The 15,674-nt window shown below is 69.6% G+C and carries 10 protein-coding genes; 9 read left to right on the forward strand and 1 reads right to left on the reverse strand.

Translation table 11 applies throughout. The features are described from left to right. Positions 1-12 precede the first annotated feature (12 nt). From ACF8ME_RS18900 to ACF8ME_RS18910, 3 genes are read left to right on the forward strand one after another with little or no spacing between them, the layout of a single operon-like run. On the forward strand, positions 13-540 hold the full coding sequence (locus ACF8ME_RS18900) for a chemotaxis protein CheW (RefSeq protein WP_016447935.1): 528 nt from the start codon (positions 13-15) through the stop codon (positions 538-540). 18 nt (positions 541-558) lie between these two features. Beyond that, positions 559-2,811 carry a methyl-accepting chemotaxis protein gene (locus ACF8ME_RS18905; protein ID WP_016447934.1) on the forward strand — a complete coding sequence of 751 codons (2,253 nt, stop codon included), beginning with the start codon at positions 559-561 and terminating at the stop codon, positions 2,809-2,811. Between the two features lie 50 nt (positions 2,812-2,861). Then, complete coding sequence (locus tag ACF8ME_RS18910; protein ID WP_392417789.1) at positions 2,862-9,254, forward strand: Hpt domain-containing protein; 6,393 nt, start codon at positions 2,862-2,864, stop codon at positions 9,252-9,254. An 89-nt stretch (positions 9,255-9,343) separates the two neighbouring features. Here ACF8ME_RS18910 and ACF8ME_RS18915 read toward each other — a convergent pair whose 3' ends face one another. Beyond that, complete coding sequence (locus tag ACF8ME_RS18915; protein ID WP_392417791.1) at positions 9,344-10,825, reverse strand: cryptochrome/photolyase family protein; 1,482 nt, start codon at positions 10,823-10,825, stop codon at positions 9,344-9,346. Between the two features lie 24 nt (positions 10,826-10,849). On the opposite strand from ACF8ME_RS18915, the gene ACF8ME_RS18920 reads away from it, so the two are divergent. The 6 genes from ACF8ME_RS18920 (at position 10,850) to ACF8ME_RS18945 (ending at position 15,672) form a co-directional block, all read left to right on the forward strand. Further along, entirely contained in the window at positions 10,850-11,449 is a 600-nt protein-coding gene (locus ACF8ME_RS18920) for a YqgE/AlgH family protein (RefSeq protein ID WP_012203507.1), read from the forward strand. Next, entirely contained in the window at positions 11,446-11,904 is a 459-nt protein-coding gene (ruvX, locus tag ACF8ME_RS18925) for a Holliday junction resolvase RuvX (protein ID WP_392405929.1), read from the forward strand. The genes ACF8ME_RS18920 and ruvX overlap by 4 nt, the downstream gene beginning before the upstream one ends. Then, a complete protein-coding gene (pyrR, locus tag ACF8ME_RS18930) occupies positions 11,901-12,419 on the forward strand; it encodes a bifunctional pyr operon transcriptional regulator/uracil phosphoribosyltransferase PyrR (RefSeq protein ID WP_013804027.1) in 519 nt (172 codons plus the stop codon). The genes ruvX and pyrR overlap by 4 nt, the downstream gene beginning before the upstream one ends. A 2-nt stretch (positions 12,420-12,421) precedes the next feature. Further along, complete coding sequence (locus ACF8ME_RS18935; protein ID WP_012203510.1) at positions 12,422-13,384, forward strand: aspartate carbamoyltransferase catalytic subunit; 963 nt, start codon at positions 12,422-12,424, stop codon at positions 13,382-13,384. Positions 13,385-13,462: 78 nt separating this feature from the next. Next, the gene (locus ACF8ME_RS18940; protein ID WP_392417793.1) at positions 13,463-14,758 is read left to right on the forward strand and encodes a dihydroorotase; all 1,296 of its coding nucleotides are present in this window, start codon (positions 13,463-13,465) and stop codon (positions 14,756-14,758) included. A gap of 164 nt (positions 14,759-14,922) precedes the next feature. After that, positions 14,923-15,672: a 1-acyl-sn-glycerol-3-phosphate acyltransferase gene (locus ACF8ME_RS18945; RefSeq protein WP_074922782.1), complete on the forward strand. Its 750-nt coding sequence runs from the start codon at positions 14,923-14,925 to the stop codon at positions 15,670-15,672. Positions 15,673-15,674 lie beyond the last annotated feature (2 nt).

Consider the following 15,674-nt stretch of genomic DNA (forward strand, 5'->3'; position numbering starts at 1 on the left):
GGTGCGCTGCCCATGGCGAACCGTGAAGCACTGCGCGATCTGCAGTCCCGTCTGGCTGGCCGCCTTCAGGCCGCACGCAGCGAAGGCGTCAAGGTGGCGGCCTGGCTGGCCGTCCAGGCCGGCGGGCGCAACTACCTGATGCCGCTGGGCCAGTCCGGCGAGATCTTTCCCTGGGCCGGCGTGCAGCCTGTGCCCTATACAAAGCCCTGGTTCCTGGGCATTGCCAACCTGCGCGGCACCCTGGCCGGCGTGATCGACCTGGCCAGCCTGCTGGGCCACGGCGTGACACGCAGCGAACCGGCGCTGGCCGAGTCCAGCCTGCTGGCGTTCAATGCCGCGCTGGAAGTGAATGCGGCCCTGCTCGTGGACCGCCTGCAGGGCCTGCGCAGCGCCGACGCATTCGTGCGCACCGAGCCTGCGCCCGAGCACTCTCCCGCCTTTTTCGGCCCCGTGCATATCGATGAAGCGGGCCACCGCTGGCAGGAGCTGCAACTGCAGCGCCTGTCCCAAACCTCCGAGTTTCTGAGCATTCGCGCCTGAGTTTCTGAAGGTCGTCCCATGTCATTCTTGCAACGTCTTGCAAATCGCTTCCAACGCAAGCCGGCCGACGCCGGCTCCGGTGCGGACAACAGCATGCTCGGAGACACCGTCTCCCAGGATATGTACGCACTCGATGCGTCACTGACCGTGCAGGGCGCCCCCGACGCCATGCCGGGCCGCGACGGCGGCGCAGCCGTTGACCACGACATGGTGGCCCTGCCGCTGCTGGGCCGCGCGCCTGCCGCGCGCCACCAGCGCACGCTGTCCACCTTGCTGGGTGTGTCGGTGCTGGCCCTGGTGCTGGCGGCGGCCTGGGCCCTGCGCCAGGCCGACGGCTCGGCGCAGCAGCTGGCCGCCACCGGCCAGGCGCTGATGCAGTCGCAGCGTCTGGCCAAGTCGGTCTCGCAGGCGCTGACGGGCGCGGCATCCTCCTTTGTGGACGTGCAGGACAGCTCCGGCGTGCTGGCGCGCAACGTGCGCGCCATTGCCTCGGGCGACGACTCCATGGGCGTGCGCCCGCTGGGCGGCGCCTATGCCGACGAACTGGCCCAGATCACGCCGCTGATGGAGCGCGCCGAGCAAAGCGCCAAGGTGGTGATGGACCAAAAGCAGATCCTGACCCAGGTCGGCGACGCGCTGCGCACCATCAACCGGCAGTCCTCGGACCTGCTGGAGATCGCCGAAACCATCTCCTCGCTGAAGCTGCAGCAGGGCGCCAGCCCGGCGGAAATCTCCGCTGCCGGCCAGCTCGTGATGCTGACCCAGCGTATCGGCAAGTCGGCCAACGAATTCCAGACCGCCGAAGGCGTGAGCCCCGAGGCCGTGTTCCTGCTGGGCAAGGACTTGAACTCGTTCAAGGAAATCTCCGAAAGCCTGCTGAGCGGCAGCAGCGAACTGCGCCTGCCTCCCACGCGCGATGCCCAGACCCGCGAGCAGATCGAGGCGCTGATCAAGCTCTACGAAGAGACCCGCAGCGAGGCCAGCGCCATTTTGGGCAACCTGCAGGGCCTGGTGTCCGCCCGCGAAGCCCAGACCGCCATCAACGCCGACAGCGAACCGCTGCGCCGCCATCTGGAAGACCTGCAGAACAAGCTGCAAAGCGGCGCCGGCATCGGCTCGCTGCCCATGGGCCTGCTGGCGCTGGCCACCGTGCTGGTGCTGCTGTGCGGCGTGGGCCTGTCCCGCGTGCAGCTGCTCGACAGCCGTCTGCGCCAGGAAGCGGCCGAACGCCGCCAGGAAGAGTCCCGCGTGCAGGAGCATGAAGCCAAGCGCATCAACGATGCCAACCAGGCCGCGATTTTGCGTCTGATGAACGAACTGCAATCGGTGGCCGAAGGCGATCTGACGCAGGAAGCGACCGTGACCGAGGACATCACCGGCGCCATCGCCGACTCGGTGAACTACACGGTGGAAGAGCTGCGCGCCCTGGTGGGCAGCGTGCAGAACACGGCAACGCGCGTGGCACAGACCACGGCCGAGGTGGATGCCAACTCCACCGAACTGCTGGCCGCGTCGACCGAACAGCTTCGCGAGATCCGCGAAACCGGCCGCTCCGTGCTGGACATGGCAGGCCGCATCAACGAGGTCTCGACCCAGGCGCAGGAATCTGCCCAGGTGGCGCGCCAGTCGCTGGAAGCTGCGGACCTGGGCCTGAAGGCCGTGCAGAACGCCATCGGCGGCATGAACTCCATCCGCGACCAGATCCAGGAAACCTCCAAGCGCATCAAGCGGCTGGGCGAATCCTCGCAGGAGATCGGTGAAATCACCGAGCTGATTTCCGACATTACCGAGCAGACCAACGTGCTGGCGCTGAACGCCGCCATCCAGGCCGCATCGGCCGGTGAAGCCGGTCGCGGCTTCTCGGTGGTGGCCGAAGAAGTGCAGCGCCTGGCTGAGCGCTCGGCAGATGCGACGCGCCAGATCGCGGCGCTGGTGAAGGCGATTCAGACCGACACCCAGGATGCCGTGGCCGCCATGGAGCGCTCCACCCAGGGTGTGGTCGAGGGGGCGCGACTGTCCGACTCCGCAGGTACCGCGCTGACCGAGATCGATACCGTGTCGCGCCACCTGGCCGAGCTGATCGAGCTGATCTCCTCGTCCACCTCGCGCGAGGCCGTCCTGGCCAACGACGTGGCCGAGAACATCCAGCACATTTTCGCGGTGACGGAGCAGACGGGCGAAGGCACGCGCACCACGGCGCAGCAGGTGCGCGAACTCTCGCACATGGCCGAGGAACTGCGCCAGTCGGTGGCGCGTTTCAAGATTGCCTGACCCGGTCCAACATAGCTATGCACAGGCCCTAGGGGCTTGGGGAACTGTCCATGTCAGTGGTTGACGAATCGCAAACGGGCGCGGCGCAGGCCGCGCACACCGAACAGGACCTGGGCCCGCTGGCCTGGGTGCTCGATGAGCTGCGCAAGTCGCTGGAAGGCGCGAGCAAGGCCGTGGCGCGTTTCGTGCGCGATGCCGATGCGGCGCGCGCCTCGGACCTTGAGGAGCTTGACACCTCGGCCCTGCGCATCGCCCGCCAGCAGCTGCACCAGGCCTGCGGCGCCCTCGAAATGGTGGGCCTGGGCTCTCCGGCCCTGGTGCTGCGCGGCATGGAAAGCGCCGTGCAGCGCTTCGTGCAGCGCCCCGAGCTGTGCACCGACCAGGCTGCCGCCACGCTGGAGCGCGCCAGCTTTGCCCTGATCGAATACCTGGAAACCGTGCTGGCCGGCAAGACCGTCTCGGCCGTGGCCCTGTTTCCCCAATACCGCGACACCCAGGCGCTGGCCGGCAACGACAAGGTGCATCCGGCCGATCTGTGGCCTGCCGAGCGCCGCGCGCGCGAGCCCGAATGGGCGCGCCAGGCCGAGCCGCTGGCCTACGGGCCCGATGCCCGTGCCCTGCTCGACGGCGTGGTGCTGCGCATGGTCAAGAGCGATGACCGCGAGGCCGCCGCCCAGATGCGTGACCTGTGCCTGCGCTTTGCCGTGGCCCAGACCGAGGATGTCACTGCACGCAGCTTCTGGAAGGTGGCCGCTGGCTTCTTCGACGCGCAGTCGCGCGGCCTGATCGTTGTCGACCTCTATGTGAAACGCATGGCCTCGCGCGTGCTGCTGCAGTACGCGGCCATGGCCAAGGGCGACCGCACGCCGCCTGCGCGCCTGCTGCAGGACCTGCTGTTCTTCTGCGCTCAGGCGCGCCCGGCCGAGCAGGCCGGCGCTGCCCTGCAGGCCGTGCGCCAGGCCTATGGCATGCAGGCCCAGCCGCAGGTGGACTACCAGCAGACCCGCTTTGGCCGCTACGACCCGGCCGTGCTGGTGCAGGCGCGCAAGCGCATCACCACGGCGGCGGAGACCTGGTCCGCCCTGGCAGGCGGCGACCGTGCGCGCACCAAGATCGTGGTGGACCAGTTCGCCCAGGTGGCCGAATCCCTGGTCAAGCTGCACCCGGCCAGCCATGGCCTGGCGCGCATGCTGATCAAGGTGGCCGAAACCGTGGCCCGCATCGGCGAGCCGCCGCCGGCGGAACTGGCCATGGAAGTGGCCACCTCCGTGCTCTATCTGCAGGCGGCCTTTGCCACCATGGACATGGGCGACGAGGAACTGGCCGAGCAATCCGCCAACCTGGTACAGCGCCTGGAGGAATCCCTGCAGGGCGCGCCCGCGCGTCCGCTGGAGCCGTGGATGGAGGAGCTGTACCGTCAGGCCAGCGACCACCAGACCATGGGCTCGGTCGTGGGGGAGTTGCGTGCCACGCTGGCCGAGGCCGAGCGGCACCTGGACCAGTATTTCCGCAACCCCGCCGATGCCACCGTGCTGGCGCCGGTGTCTGGCCAGATGGCGCAGATGCGCGGCGTGCTGTCCGTGCTGGGTCTGGACCAGGCCACCCAGGCCATGCAGCGCATGCGCGAAACCGTGGAGCGGCTGGTATTGGGCGAGATCGCCGAGTCAGAACGGGCCCAGGTCTTCGACAAGCTGGGCAACAGCCTGGGCGCCATGGGTTTCCTGATCGACATGCTGAGCTACCAGCGCAGCATGGCGCGCAAGCTCTTTGTCTATGACGAGGCCGAAGGCGGCCTGCGCATCCTGATGGGCCGCCGTGGCCACCGCGCCGACGACGCGGGCAAGGCGCCCGAGCAGCTGCCGGCCCTGGACACCGCCGCCGTGCCGCCGCAGCGCGAAGCCGTTGCCGTGGCCCAGCCGCTGCCCGTGCCCCAGATCCAGCCCGCCGAGACTGCACACGACCTGCCTGCCGAACCTGCTGCGGCAGCACCGTCGGTGCCGGCGCCGCCGCCACCCTCCGTGGACCTTGTGCCCGAGCCCCTACCGCAGGCGACTGCCGCCGGGCAGCAAGCGCTGGCCGACGATGCCGAACTGGCGCAATTCGCCAAGGCGCTCGAGATACCCGCCGAAGCGGCTCAAGCGGCTCAAGCAGCTGACGTGGCTGAAGCGGCCGAACCGGTGCCCGGCCCTGCTGCCGCTGCCGCCACGGCTCAGCCCGAACCCTTGCCTGAACCCGTTCCCCCGCTGGCCGGTCTGACCGTCTCGGAAGATGATTCCGACGACGAAATCCTGAGCATCTTCCTGGAAGAGGCCCGCGAGGTCGTGGACAACGGCCTGCAGGCGCTGCGCACCCTGGCCGATGAGCCCGGCAACCTCAGCGAGCAGACCACGCTGCGCCGCGCCTTCCATACGCTCAAGGGCAGCTCGCGCATGGTCGGCCTGGATGAATTCGGCGAAGCCGGCTGGGCCATGGAGCAAATGCTCAATGCCTGGCTGGCCGAGCAAAAGCCCATGCCCCAGCCCATGCAGGAGCTGGCCAGCGACGCGCTGCGCGCCTTTGGCGCCTGGGCTTCGGCCATCGAGCGCCAGCAGGCCGATGCCTGGCTGGCCACGCCCTTCCGCGCCGCAGCCGATGCCATGCGCCTGGAAGGCGTGCGCGCCGACGTGGCCCTGGTGCCGCGCGCCGACCGCCGCACGCAGGCCGAGCCTGCCGCGGTCGAGGCGCCGGTGGAGCCCTTCGCCGCAGTGGAGCAGCAGCTGCAGGCCGAGCAGCGGGAAGCCCCCGAGCCGGCCGTGCCTGACGAGACCGCCGGGACCGCCGGTGACCTGGACATCGCGCTGGACTTCGGTCTGCTGGACCTGGACCCCCAGCCTGCAGCGGCCGTGCCCGAACAGTCGCAGGGTTCAACGCAGCCGGAGACCGCCGAGGCACCCGCCGCGCTGGCCACCGACGCGGTGGAGGAGCTGGACTTCGCCGCCTTCGAGGCGGCCATGCGCGACAGCGAGCAGGAAGCCCTGGCCGTTGTCTCGGGCGACCAGCCCGCGCTGCCCGGCACAGAGACCGTGCCCGAGGCACATGCCGACGCGCTGCCCGAGCTGCAAGCAGAAGCAGAAGCAGGCGCAGAAGCTGTAGGCGAAGTCGAAGTCGAAGTCGAAGCCGAAGCCGAAGTTGAAGCCGAAGAGCAGGCTCCGCACGCCGCCGTGCCGCTGGCGCCTTTCGAGGGGCTGGATCTGGACCTGACTCCGGCAGCCGCACCTGCCGAGGCCATCGAAGCCGTAGAAGCTTCCGAGGCGGAAACCCCGCAGGAGCTGCATGCCGAATCCGTGGCCGATGAGGCGCCTGCGGTGGCTGAGGAGTCCGGCGCACAGGAGCCGTCCGGCGTCGATGCCGATGGCTTCAAGGTCGTGGACGGCCTGCGCATCAGCGCGCCGCTGTACAACGTCTATCTCAACGAGGCCGACGAATGGTCGCGCCGCCTGGACCTGTCGCTGCAGCAATGGGCGACCGAGCCCGGCGAGCCCGTGCCCGATGACGCCATCGCCTTCGCGCATTCGCTGGCCGGCAGCTCGGCCACCGTGGGCTTCAAGGCCTTGTCGGACCTGGCGCGCCTGCTGGAGCATGCGCTGGCCCATCTGCAGCCGCAGCGCTGCGGCACGCCTGAGCAGGTCGCCGCCTGCATTGCGGCTTCCGACGAGGTGCAGCGCCTGCTGCACCAGTTCGCGGCCGGCTTCCTCAAGACACCCCAGCCGGGCGTGGAAGAAGCCCTGCAGGCACTGCTGGCGCTGGATATCGAAGTCGCGGACGCTCCGGACAGCCGGCTCGATGCGCTGCTGCCGGAGCCGTTGCCGCAGCCTGGCACGGATGCCGTGCTCGACGCCGGCGCCCATGCGCAGGCCCAGGCACAGGACGTGGCGCCGCTGGCCTATTCCATGCGCCCCCTGGTCAACGACGCACGCCAGGAAGCCGAGCTGCAGCGCCGCATCGATGAGGCCATCGCCCATGCGGTGGCCGTGGGCAACGACCTGGACGACGACATAGACGCCCTGGACGAGGTGGACCCCGACCTGTTCCCCATCTTCGAGGAAGAGGCCATCGAGCTGCTGCCCCGCCTGGGCGCTGCGCTGCGTCGCTGGCATGGCCGGCCTTCCCTGGACGAGGCGCGCCACGAAACGCTGCGCGCCCTGCACACCCTCAAGGGCAGTGCCCGGCTGGCTGGCGCCATGCGCCTGGGCGAAATGGCCCATCGGCTGGAATCCGCCGTCGAGCGGGTCGACAGCGAATCTCCCACGGCCGAGCAGATCGAGCCCTTGCTGGGCAACTTCGACGCATTGCAGGCCGGCTTCGACGTGCTGCGCGTTGCGGGCGAACAGGTGCAGGATGGGCCGCTGGGCCTGGCCGATGGGCCGGACCAGGCCGAGCCTGCCGCCTCTGCGGTGTCTTCTGACGCCACGGCCTCCGACGCCTCGGGCGCTGGCGCATCCCCGGCGCCAGCCGACGCACAGCCGGCTCCTGTCACCGCGCCGCTGCGTGCGGGCGCCCACCAGACGGTGCGCGTGCGCGCCCAGTTGCTGGACCGCCTGATCAGCCAGGCCGGCGAGGTGCTGATTGCGCGCTCGCGTGTCGATGCGCGCCTTGCCCAGGCCCGTGGCTCGCTGGACGAGCTGGCCGGCAACCTGGAGCGCCTGCGCATGCAGCTGCGCGACATCGAGGTCCAGGCCGAGAGCCAGATGCAGTCGCGCCTGGCCCTGTCCAAGGACTCGGCGGCCGGCTTCGACCCGCTGGAGTTCGACCGCTTCACGCGGGTGCAGGAACTCACGCGCATGATGGCCGAGTCGGTCAACGACGTGGCCACCGTGCAGCGCAACCTGCAGCGCGACATGGCGGGCGCCGAGGACGACCTGGTCGCCCAGGGCCGCCAGGCGCGCGAGCTGCAGCGCGACCTGCTGCGCACGCGCATGGTGGAGTTCGACTCCCTGGCCGAGCGCCTGTATGCCGTGGTCCGCCAGACCTCCAAGGAAATGGGCAAGCAGGTGCGGCTGAACATCCTCGGCGGCACCATTGAAATGGACCGGGGCATGCTGGACCGCATGATGCCGGCCTTCGAGCACCTGCTGCGCAACTGCGTGGCCCACGGCATCGAGCCGCCCGAGCAGCGCACCGCTGCCGGCAAGCCGGCCATGGGCACCATCGAAATCATCCTGAGCCAGGAGCGCAACGACGTGGCGCTGTCGGTGGAGGACGATGGCGCCGGCCTGAACCTGCAGCGCATCCGCGACAAGGCCGTGGCCCAGGGCCTGTGGCCCGAGGACCAGACGCTGACGGAGCAGGACGCCGGCCGCCTGATCTTCGAGCCCGGCTTCACCACCGCCACCGAGGTGACCGGCGTGGCCGGCCGGGGCATCGGCATGGACGTGGTGCGCTCCGAGGTCAACGCGCTGGGCGGCCGCATCGAGACCCACAGCGAAGCGGGCCGGGGCAGTGCCTTCCGCCTCGTGCTGCCGCTGACCACGGCCGTCACCCAGGTGGTCATGCTGCGCGCGGGCCGGCTGCTGGTCGGCGTGCCGGCCAGCCTGGTGGAAATCGTGCGCCGTGCGCCCTTGGATCTGCTGCAGCAGGCCTATGCCAGCCACGGCTTTGAAGATGGCGGCGAGACCCTGCCTTTCTACTGGGCGGGCGCGCTGTGGCAGTCCTCCCTGCGCAGCGAGGAAACCGTGGGCCGCACCCGGCCCGTGGTCATCCTGCGCAGCGCGTCGCAGCGCATTGCGCTGCACGTGGACGAAGTGCTGGGCAACCAGGAAGTGGTGATCAAGAACCTCGGCCCCCAGCTGGCCCGCCTGCCCGGCCTGACCGGCATGTCGGTGCTGGCCTCGGGCGCCGTGGTGCAGATCTACAACCCTGTGGCGTTGGCCAACGTCTATGGCGACGAGGTGCGCGCCCGGACCGAAGAGGCCGAGCGTGCCGCCGGCCAGGGCGACGGCGAAGCCGTGCCGGCCAGCGCGGGACCGGTCTCGGTGCCGCTGGTGCTGGTGGTGGACGACTCCATCACCGTGCGCCGCGTCACCCAGCGCCTGCTGCAGCGCGAAGGCTACCGCGTGGCCCTGGCGGCCGACGGCCTGCAGGCCATGGAACGCCTGGCCGAGGAGCGCCCGACCCTGGTGCTGTCCGACATCGAGATGCCGCGCATGGACGGTTTCGACCTGCTGCGCAACATCCGCGCCGACGAGGCCCTGCGCGACCTGCCCGTGGTCATGATCACCTCGCGCATCGCCCAGAAGCACCGCGAGATGGCGCGCCAGCTGGGCGCCAACCACTACCTGGGCAAGCCCTACTCGGACGAGGAGCTGCTGGGCCTGATCCAGCACTATTCCCTGCAAGGGAGCAGCACCCAGCCTGCGCCGCTGTCACTGCAGACGGAGACGCAGGTGCTGGGCGAAGAGGCCTGAGCCTCGGCGGCCAGCCCTCGCCCCGCAAAAAAGGAGCAGCCAGCGCTGCTCCTTTTTTCTTGGCTCCGGTGTCTTTGCACCGGCTTCCTTCAGCCCGCCTGCTTGACCACGCCGTAGCGGGCCAGCGTGCGCTCGCGCGCGGCTGCGTGGTCCACCACGGGATGGGGATAGTCCGTGCCCAGCACCACGCCGGCCTCGGCCAGCTCCAGCGGCCGGGCCTGCCAGGGTGCGTGGCGCAGCGCGGCGGGCAGGCGGGCCAGTTCGGGCACGTAGCGCTCGATGAAGCGCGCGTCGGCATCGAACTTCTGGCTTTGCGTGATGGGGTTGAAGATGCGGAACCAGGGCTGGGCGTCGCAGCCCGTGGAGGCCGCCCACTGCCAGCCGCCGTTGTTGGCCGCCAGGTCGAAGTCGTTGAGCTGGCGCGCAAACCAGGCTTCGCCCCGGCGCCAGTCTATGCCCAGATCCTTGACCAGAAAGCTGGCCGCCACCATGCGCAGCCGGTTGTGCATGTAGCCCGTGGTGTTGAGCTGGCGCATGGCGGCATCGACCAGCGGATAGCCGGTGCGGCCCTCGCACCAGGCGGCGTACAGCGCATCGGCCTCGGGGCCGGTATCCCACACGATGGCGTCGTAGGCGGGCTTGAAGCTGGCGTGCACCACGTGCGGATGGTGGGCCAGGATCTGGAAATAGAAGTCGCGCCAGATCAGCTCGGACAGCCAGGTGGCGGCGCCCTCGCTGTCGTGCGGCTGCTGCTGCGCCTGCTCCCAGGCCAGCCTTGCCAGGCGGCGGATGGAGACCGTGCCAAAGCGCAGGTGCACGCTCAGGTAGCTGGGGCCCTTGACGGCGGGAAAGTCGCGCGCCTGCCTGTAGCGCGGCAGGCGCGGCAGGAAGTCGGCCAGCAGTTCCTCGGCGCCAGCGCAGCCCGTGGGCAGGCGCAGGCCGTCCAGCGTGCCGGCTTCGAAGCCCAGGTCGGCTGCGGTGGGCACGGGGCGGCGCTCGCCTTCGGGGCGCGGGGCCAGGCGCTCGGGCAGGTCGCGCTCGCTGGGGTAGGCGGACAGGAAGAACGGCGTGACCTGGCGCAGCCAGGCGTTCTTGTACGGCGTGAACACCGAGAACGGCGCGCCGGCCTGGGTCAGCACCTCGTCGCGCGCAAAGACCATGTGGTCCTTGAAGCTGTGCAGGGCCACGCCCTCGGCGGCCAGGGCCTGGCGCACGCGGGCGTCGCGGGCCAGTGCGTCGGGCTCGTCGTCCCAGTTGCAGAACACGGCCTGGGCGCCGAGCTGCCTGGCCAGGGCCGGGATCTGCTCAGCGGGCCGGCCGCGGCGCACGATGAGGCCGGTGTCGGCGCGGCCCGATGCCTCGCGCAGCGCCTCGTCCAGGCCCGCCAGGCTCTGGCAGATGAACTCCACGCGCCGGTCGGCACGGGGCAGGGGGGCGAGGATGTCGTCGTCGAAGATGAACACGCAATGCACCTGCCGGCACTGGCGCAGCGCATGGTAGAGGGCGGCATGGTCGGACAGGCGCAGGTCGCGCCGCAGCCAGACCAAGCCCACAGGGTAAGAAGGTGGCATGGATCGCCGGTAAAATCCGTCGTTATGTCTGCTGAAACTGCGCCTATCAATCTGACGCACCACTTCCTGATTGCCATGCCTGGCCTGGAAGACGAAGCGTTCTCGCGCAGTGTGATCTACCTGTGCGAACACAGCGAGCGCGGTGCGCTCGGTCTGATTATCAACAAGCCCTCGCAGCTTACGCTGGAAGGCCTGCTGGAAAAGGTGGATCTGGCCCTGGGCCGCGAGGACCTTCGCGGCAACCGCGTCTTCAACGGCGGGCCCGTACAGACCGATCGCGGCTTCGTGCTGCACGATCCCATGGTGATCGAAGGCGCGCCCGACGACGAGTCCGCCTACGCCTCGACCATGACCATTCCCGGCGGCCTGGAGATGACCACCTCCAAGGACGTGCTCGAAGCCCTGTCCGATGGCGCAGGCCCCAAGCGCCTGCTGGTCACCCTGGGCTATGCCTCCTGGGGCGAGGGCCAGCTGGAGTCGGAGCTGGCCGAAAACGCCTGGCTCACGGTGGGCGCCGACGCCAACGTCATCTTCGATACCCCGGTCGACGACCGCTATGACCGCGCCCTGGGCCTGCTGGGCCTGCAGCGCTGGATGATCTCGCCCGAAGCGGGGCGCGCATGAGCCTGCCCGCTCCCGAGCCCCAGGCAGCAGCGGCAGCCGGCACGGCCGTGCCGCCCGTCGTTCCCTCCCATTTCCAGAGTTTCGTGGCCTTCGATTTCGGGGCCAAGCGCACGGGCTGCGCCGTGGGCACGCGCCTGCTGCGCTCGGCCAACCCGCTGCCCACCATCCGCGCCGAGGCCGGCGAGGCCCGCCTGGCCCAGGCCGGCGAGCGCATCAAGGAGTGGCAGCCCGATGCCCTGGTCATCGGCGTGCCCTACCACCCCGACGGCAACGCGCACGAGAACACGGCGCGGGCGAAGAAGTTCGGCCGCCAGCTCAAGAGCCGCTTCGGCCTGCCTGTCTACGAGGTGGACGAGCGCTACAGCACCACCGAGGCCCTGGCCGGTGGCGCAAGGGATGCCGATGCGGCCTCGGCCTGCATCATTCTTGAACAGTTTTTGAGGAGTCTTCCATGAGTGAATCCATTGCGGGAGCCGGCAGCCTGGTGCTGGACGCCGAGGCCCTGTACCGCGAACTGCTGCGCGGCGTGCGCAGCCTCATGGGGCCTGAAACCCGCCTGGCCGGCATCACCTCGGGCGGCGCCTGGCTGGTGGAGCGGCTGCACAAGGACCTGAACCTGCCCGGCAACCCCAGCGTGCTGTCCTCGGCCCTGCACCGCGACGACTTCGCGCAGCGCGGCATGGCCACCAGCGCCCAGACGCAGATCGACTTTGACGTCAACGGCGCCGACATCCTGGTGCTGGACGACGTGCTCTACACCGGCCGCACCGTGCGTGCCGTGCTCAACGAACTCTATGACTACGGCCGCCCGGCCTGCGTGCGCCTGGCGGTGCTGGTGGACCGGGGCGGGCGCGAGCTGCCCTTCCAGGCCGACTTCGCCGCCGCGCGCATCGCGCTGCCGGCCGACCGCCTGCTGTCGCTGGCGCGCGATGACGCCGGCGTCTTCCAATTCCGCATCCAAGAGGCCTGACCGTGCTGTACAAGCGCAATCCCCAGCTCAACAAGAACGGCGAACTGATCCACCTGCTGTCCACCGAAGGACTGTCCAAGGACATCCTGACCCACATCCTGGACACGGCGGCCAACTTCGTCAGCGTCAATGACCGCGAGGTCAAGAAGGTGCCGCTGCTGCGCGGCAAGAGCGTGTTCAACCTGTTCTTCGAGAACAGCACGCGCACGCGCACCACGTTCGAGATCGCGGCCAAGCGCCTGTCGGCCGACGTGTTCAACCTGGACATCGCGCGCAGCTCGGCCAGCAAGGGCGAGTCGCTGCTGGACACCATCGCCAACCTCTCGGCCATGGCCGCCGACATCTTCGTCGTGCGCCACAGCGAGTCGGGTGCGCCCTACCTCATCGCCCAGCATGTGGCGCCCCATGTCCACGTGGTCAATGCCGGCGACGGCCGCCACGCCCACCCCACGCAGGGGCTGCTGGACATGTACACCATCCGCCACTACAAGAAGGACTTCGCCAACCTGCGCGTGGCCATCGTGGGCGATGTGCTGCATTCGCGGGTGGCGCGCTCCGACATCCATGCGCTGACCACGCTGGGCGCGGCCGAAGTGCGCGTCGTCGGCCCGCGCACCCTGGTGCCGCCGGACCTGGCGCAGATGGGCGTGCGCGTCTTCCACACGCTGGAAGAGGGCATCCGGGACTGCGACGTGATCATCATGCTGCGCCTGCAGAACGAGCGCATGAGCGGCGCCCTGCTGCCGTCCAGCCAGGAATACTTCAAGAGCTTCGGCCTCACGGCCGAGAAGCTGCGCCTGGCCAAGCCGGACGCCATCGTCATGCACCCGGGACCCATCAACCGCGGCGTGGAGATCGACTCCGAAGTGGTCGATGGCCCGCAGGCCGTGATCCTGTCGCAGGTCTCGTTCGGCATCGCCGTGCGCATGGCCGTCATGTCGATAGTGGCCGGCAACGAAGCCTGAGCCTCCACACACGCATATGTTTTTGATCGCCGCAGGCCGCAGCCCATGCGCCGCCTGCGGTCTACGGGGTAGCAAACCATGAAGATACTCATCCGCAACGGCCGAGTGATGGACCCGGCACGGGGCCTGGACCAGCAGGCCGACGTGGCCATCGACTGCGGCAAGGTGCTGGCCATCGGCAAGGCGCCCGAGGGATTTGCCGCAGAACGCGAGATCGATGCGGCCGGCTGCTGGGTGCTGCCGGGCCTGGTCGATCTGGCCGTGCGCCTGCGCGAGCCCGGCCACGAGCACGAAGGCATGCTGCAGTCCGAGATGGCCGCCTCGGTGGCCGGTGGCGTGACCAGCCTGGTCTGCCCGCCTGATACCGATCCCGTGCTCGACGAGCAGGGCCTGGTGGAGATGCTCAAGTTCCGCGCCGAGAAGCTGCACCAGTCGCGCCTGTTCCCGCTGGGCGCGCTGACGCTGGGCCTCAAGGGCGAGGTGCTGACCGAAATGGCCGAGCTGACCGAGTCCGGCTGCATCGGCTTCGGCCAGGCCGAGGTGCCCATGACCAGCACCCAGACTCTGCAGCGCGCCCTGGCGTATGCTGCCACCTACGGCTACACCGTGTGGCTGCGCCCGCAGGAGCTGTACCTGGGCAAGGGCGTGGCCGCCAGCGGCCCGCTGGCCACGCGCATGGGCCTGTCCGGCGTGCCCGTGGCGGCCGAGACGATTGCCCTGCACACCATCTTCGAGCTGATGCGCGGCACCCAGGCGCGCGTGCACCTGTGCCGCCTGTCCAGCGCCGCAGGCGTGGAACTGGTGCGCCGTGCCAAGGCCGAAGGCCTGCAGGTCACGGCCGACGTGTCCATCAACTCGCTGCACCTGACCGATACCGATATCGGCTACTTCGACAGCAGCGCCCGCGTCACGCCGCCGCTGCGCCAGCAGCGCGACCGCGATGCGCTGTCTGCCGCGCTGGCCGACGGCACCATCGACGCCCTGGTCTCCGACCACACGCCCGTCGATGAGGATGCCAAGGTCCTGCCCTTTGCCGAGGCCGAGCCCGGCGCCACGGGCGTGGAGCTGCTGCTGTCGCTGGCCGTCAAGTGGTCGCAGGACGGTGGCGTGCCTTTGAACCGTGCGCTGGCCGCCATCACGGCATCGCCCGTGCAGGTGCTGGGATCGGCGCTGGGCGAGCTGCAGGGGCAGCTGGGCCGGCTGGCCGAGGGCGGCGTGGCCGACCTGTGCATCGTCGATCCGCAGGCGGCCTGGACGGTCAAGCCCCAGGAGCTGGCCAGCCAGGGCAAGAGCACGCCCTTCGGCGGCTACGAACTGCCGGCCCGTGTGCGCTGCACCCTGGTCGATGGCCGCGTGGCATTCGAACGCCGCTGAAATGAAGCGCCCCCTGAGTCGCTTCGCGACTTCCCCCTCTCTACTCGCTACGCGAGGGAGGGGGACGACACCCTCGGTGCGGGGCGGCCCTTCCTCGGTGTCCCTGAGATGGAGCGTGCCTGTTTCACGTGCATGGGCGTTGCCAAACGCGCTGAATGGCTGAAATGAAACGCTTGCGTAATGGAGGGCGCGCCACGCTGCGCGCAGCGCGCCTGTTCGGCCATGTGTGCAAGGGGCTGTGGATCGTGGCCCTGCGCTTTCCGCAGCTGCCCGAGGAGCGCCAGCACGCCCATGTGCAGGCCTGGGCCCTGCAGTTGCTGGCCCATGCGGGCGTGCGCCTGGAGATCCAGGGCGAGCCGCCGAGCCAGGGCCCCGTGCTCATGGTCAGCAACCATATTTCCTGGCTCGACATTCCCGTGCTGCATGCGGCGCGGCATTGCCGCTTCATCTCCAAGTCCGACGTCAAGGGCTGGCCGCTGATCGGCACGCTGGCCACGGCGGCGGGCACGCTGTACATCGAGCGCACCTCGCGCCGCGATGCCCGGCGCATGGTGCAGAGCATGGAGGAATCCCTGCAGCGCCGCGAGATCCTGGCCATCTTCCCCGAAGGCACGACGGGCGACGGCCGCAAGCTGCTGCCCTTCCATGCCAATTTGCTGCAGGCGGCCGTGCAGATCGGTGCGCCCGTGCTGCCCGTGGGCCTGCGCTTCATCGACGGCGCCACCGGCCAGATCAGCCACGCGCCCAGCTACGAGGGCGATGAAACCCTGCTGGGCTCCATCTGGCGCACGCTGTGCGCCGACGACCTGGTCGCCGCCGTCCACTATGGCCAGCCGCAGACGGCCGATGGCCGCGACCGCCGCGTCTGGGCCCAGGACCTGCATGCCGAGGTGGACCGGCTGCGCCAGGCCTGAAC

The organism is Delftia sp. WSY_7 (assembly GCF_043104845.1).
Classification (GTDB): Bacteria; Pseudomonadota; Gammaproteobacteria; order Burkholderiales; family Burkholderiaceae_C; genus Comamonas; species Comamonas tsuruhatensis.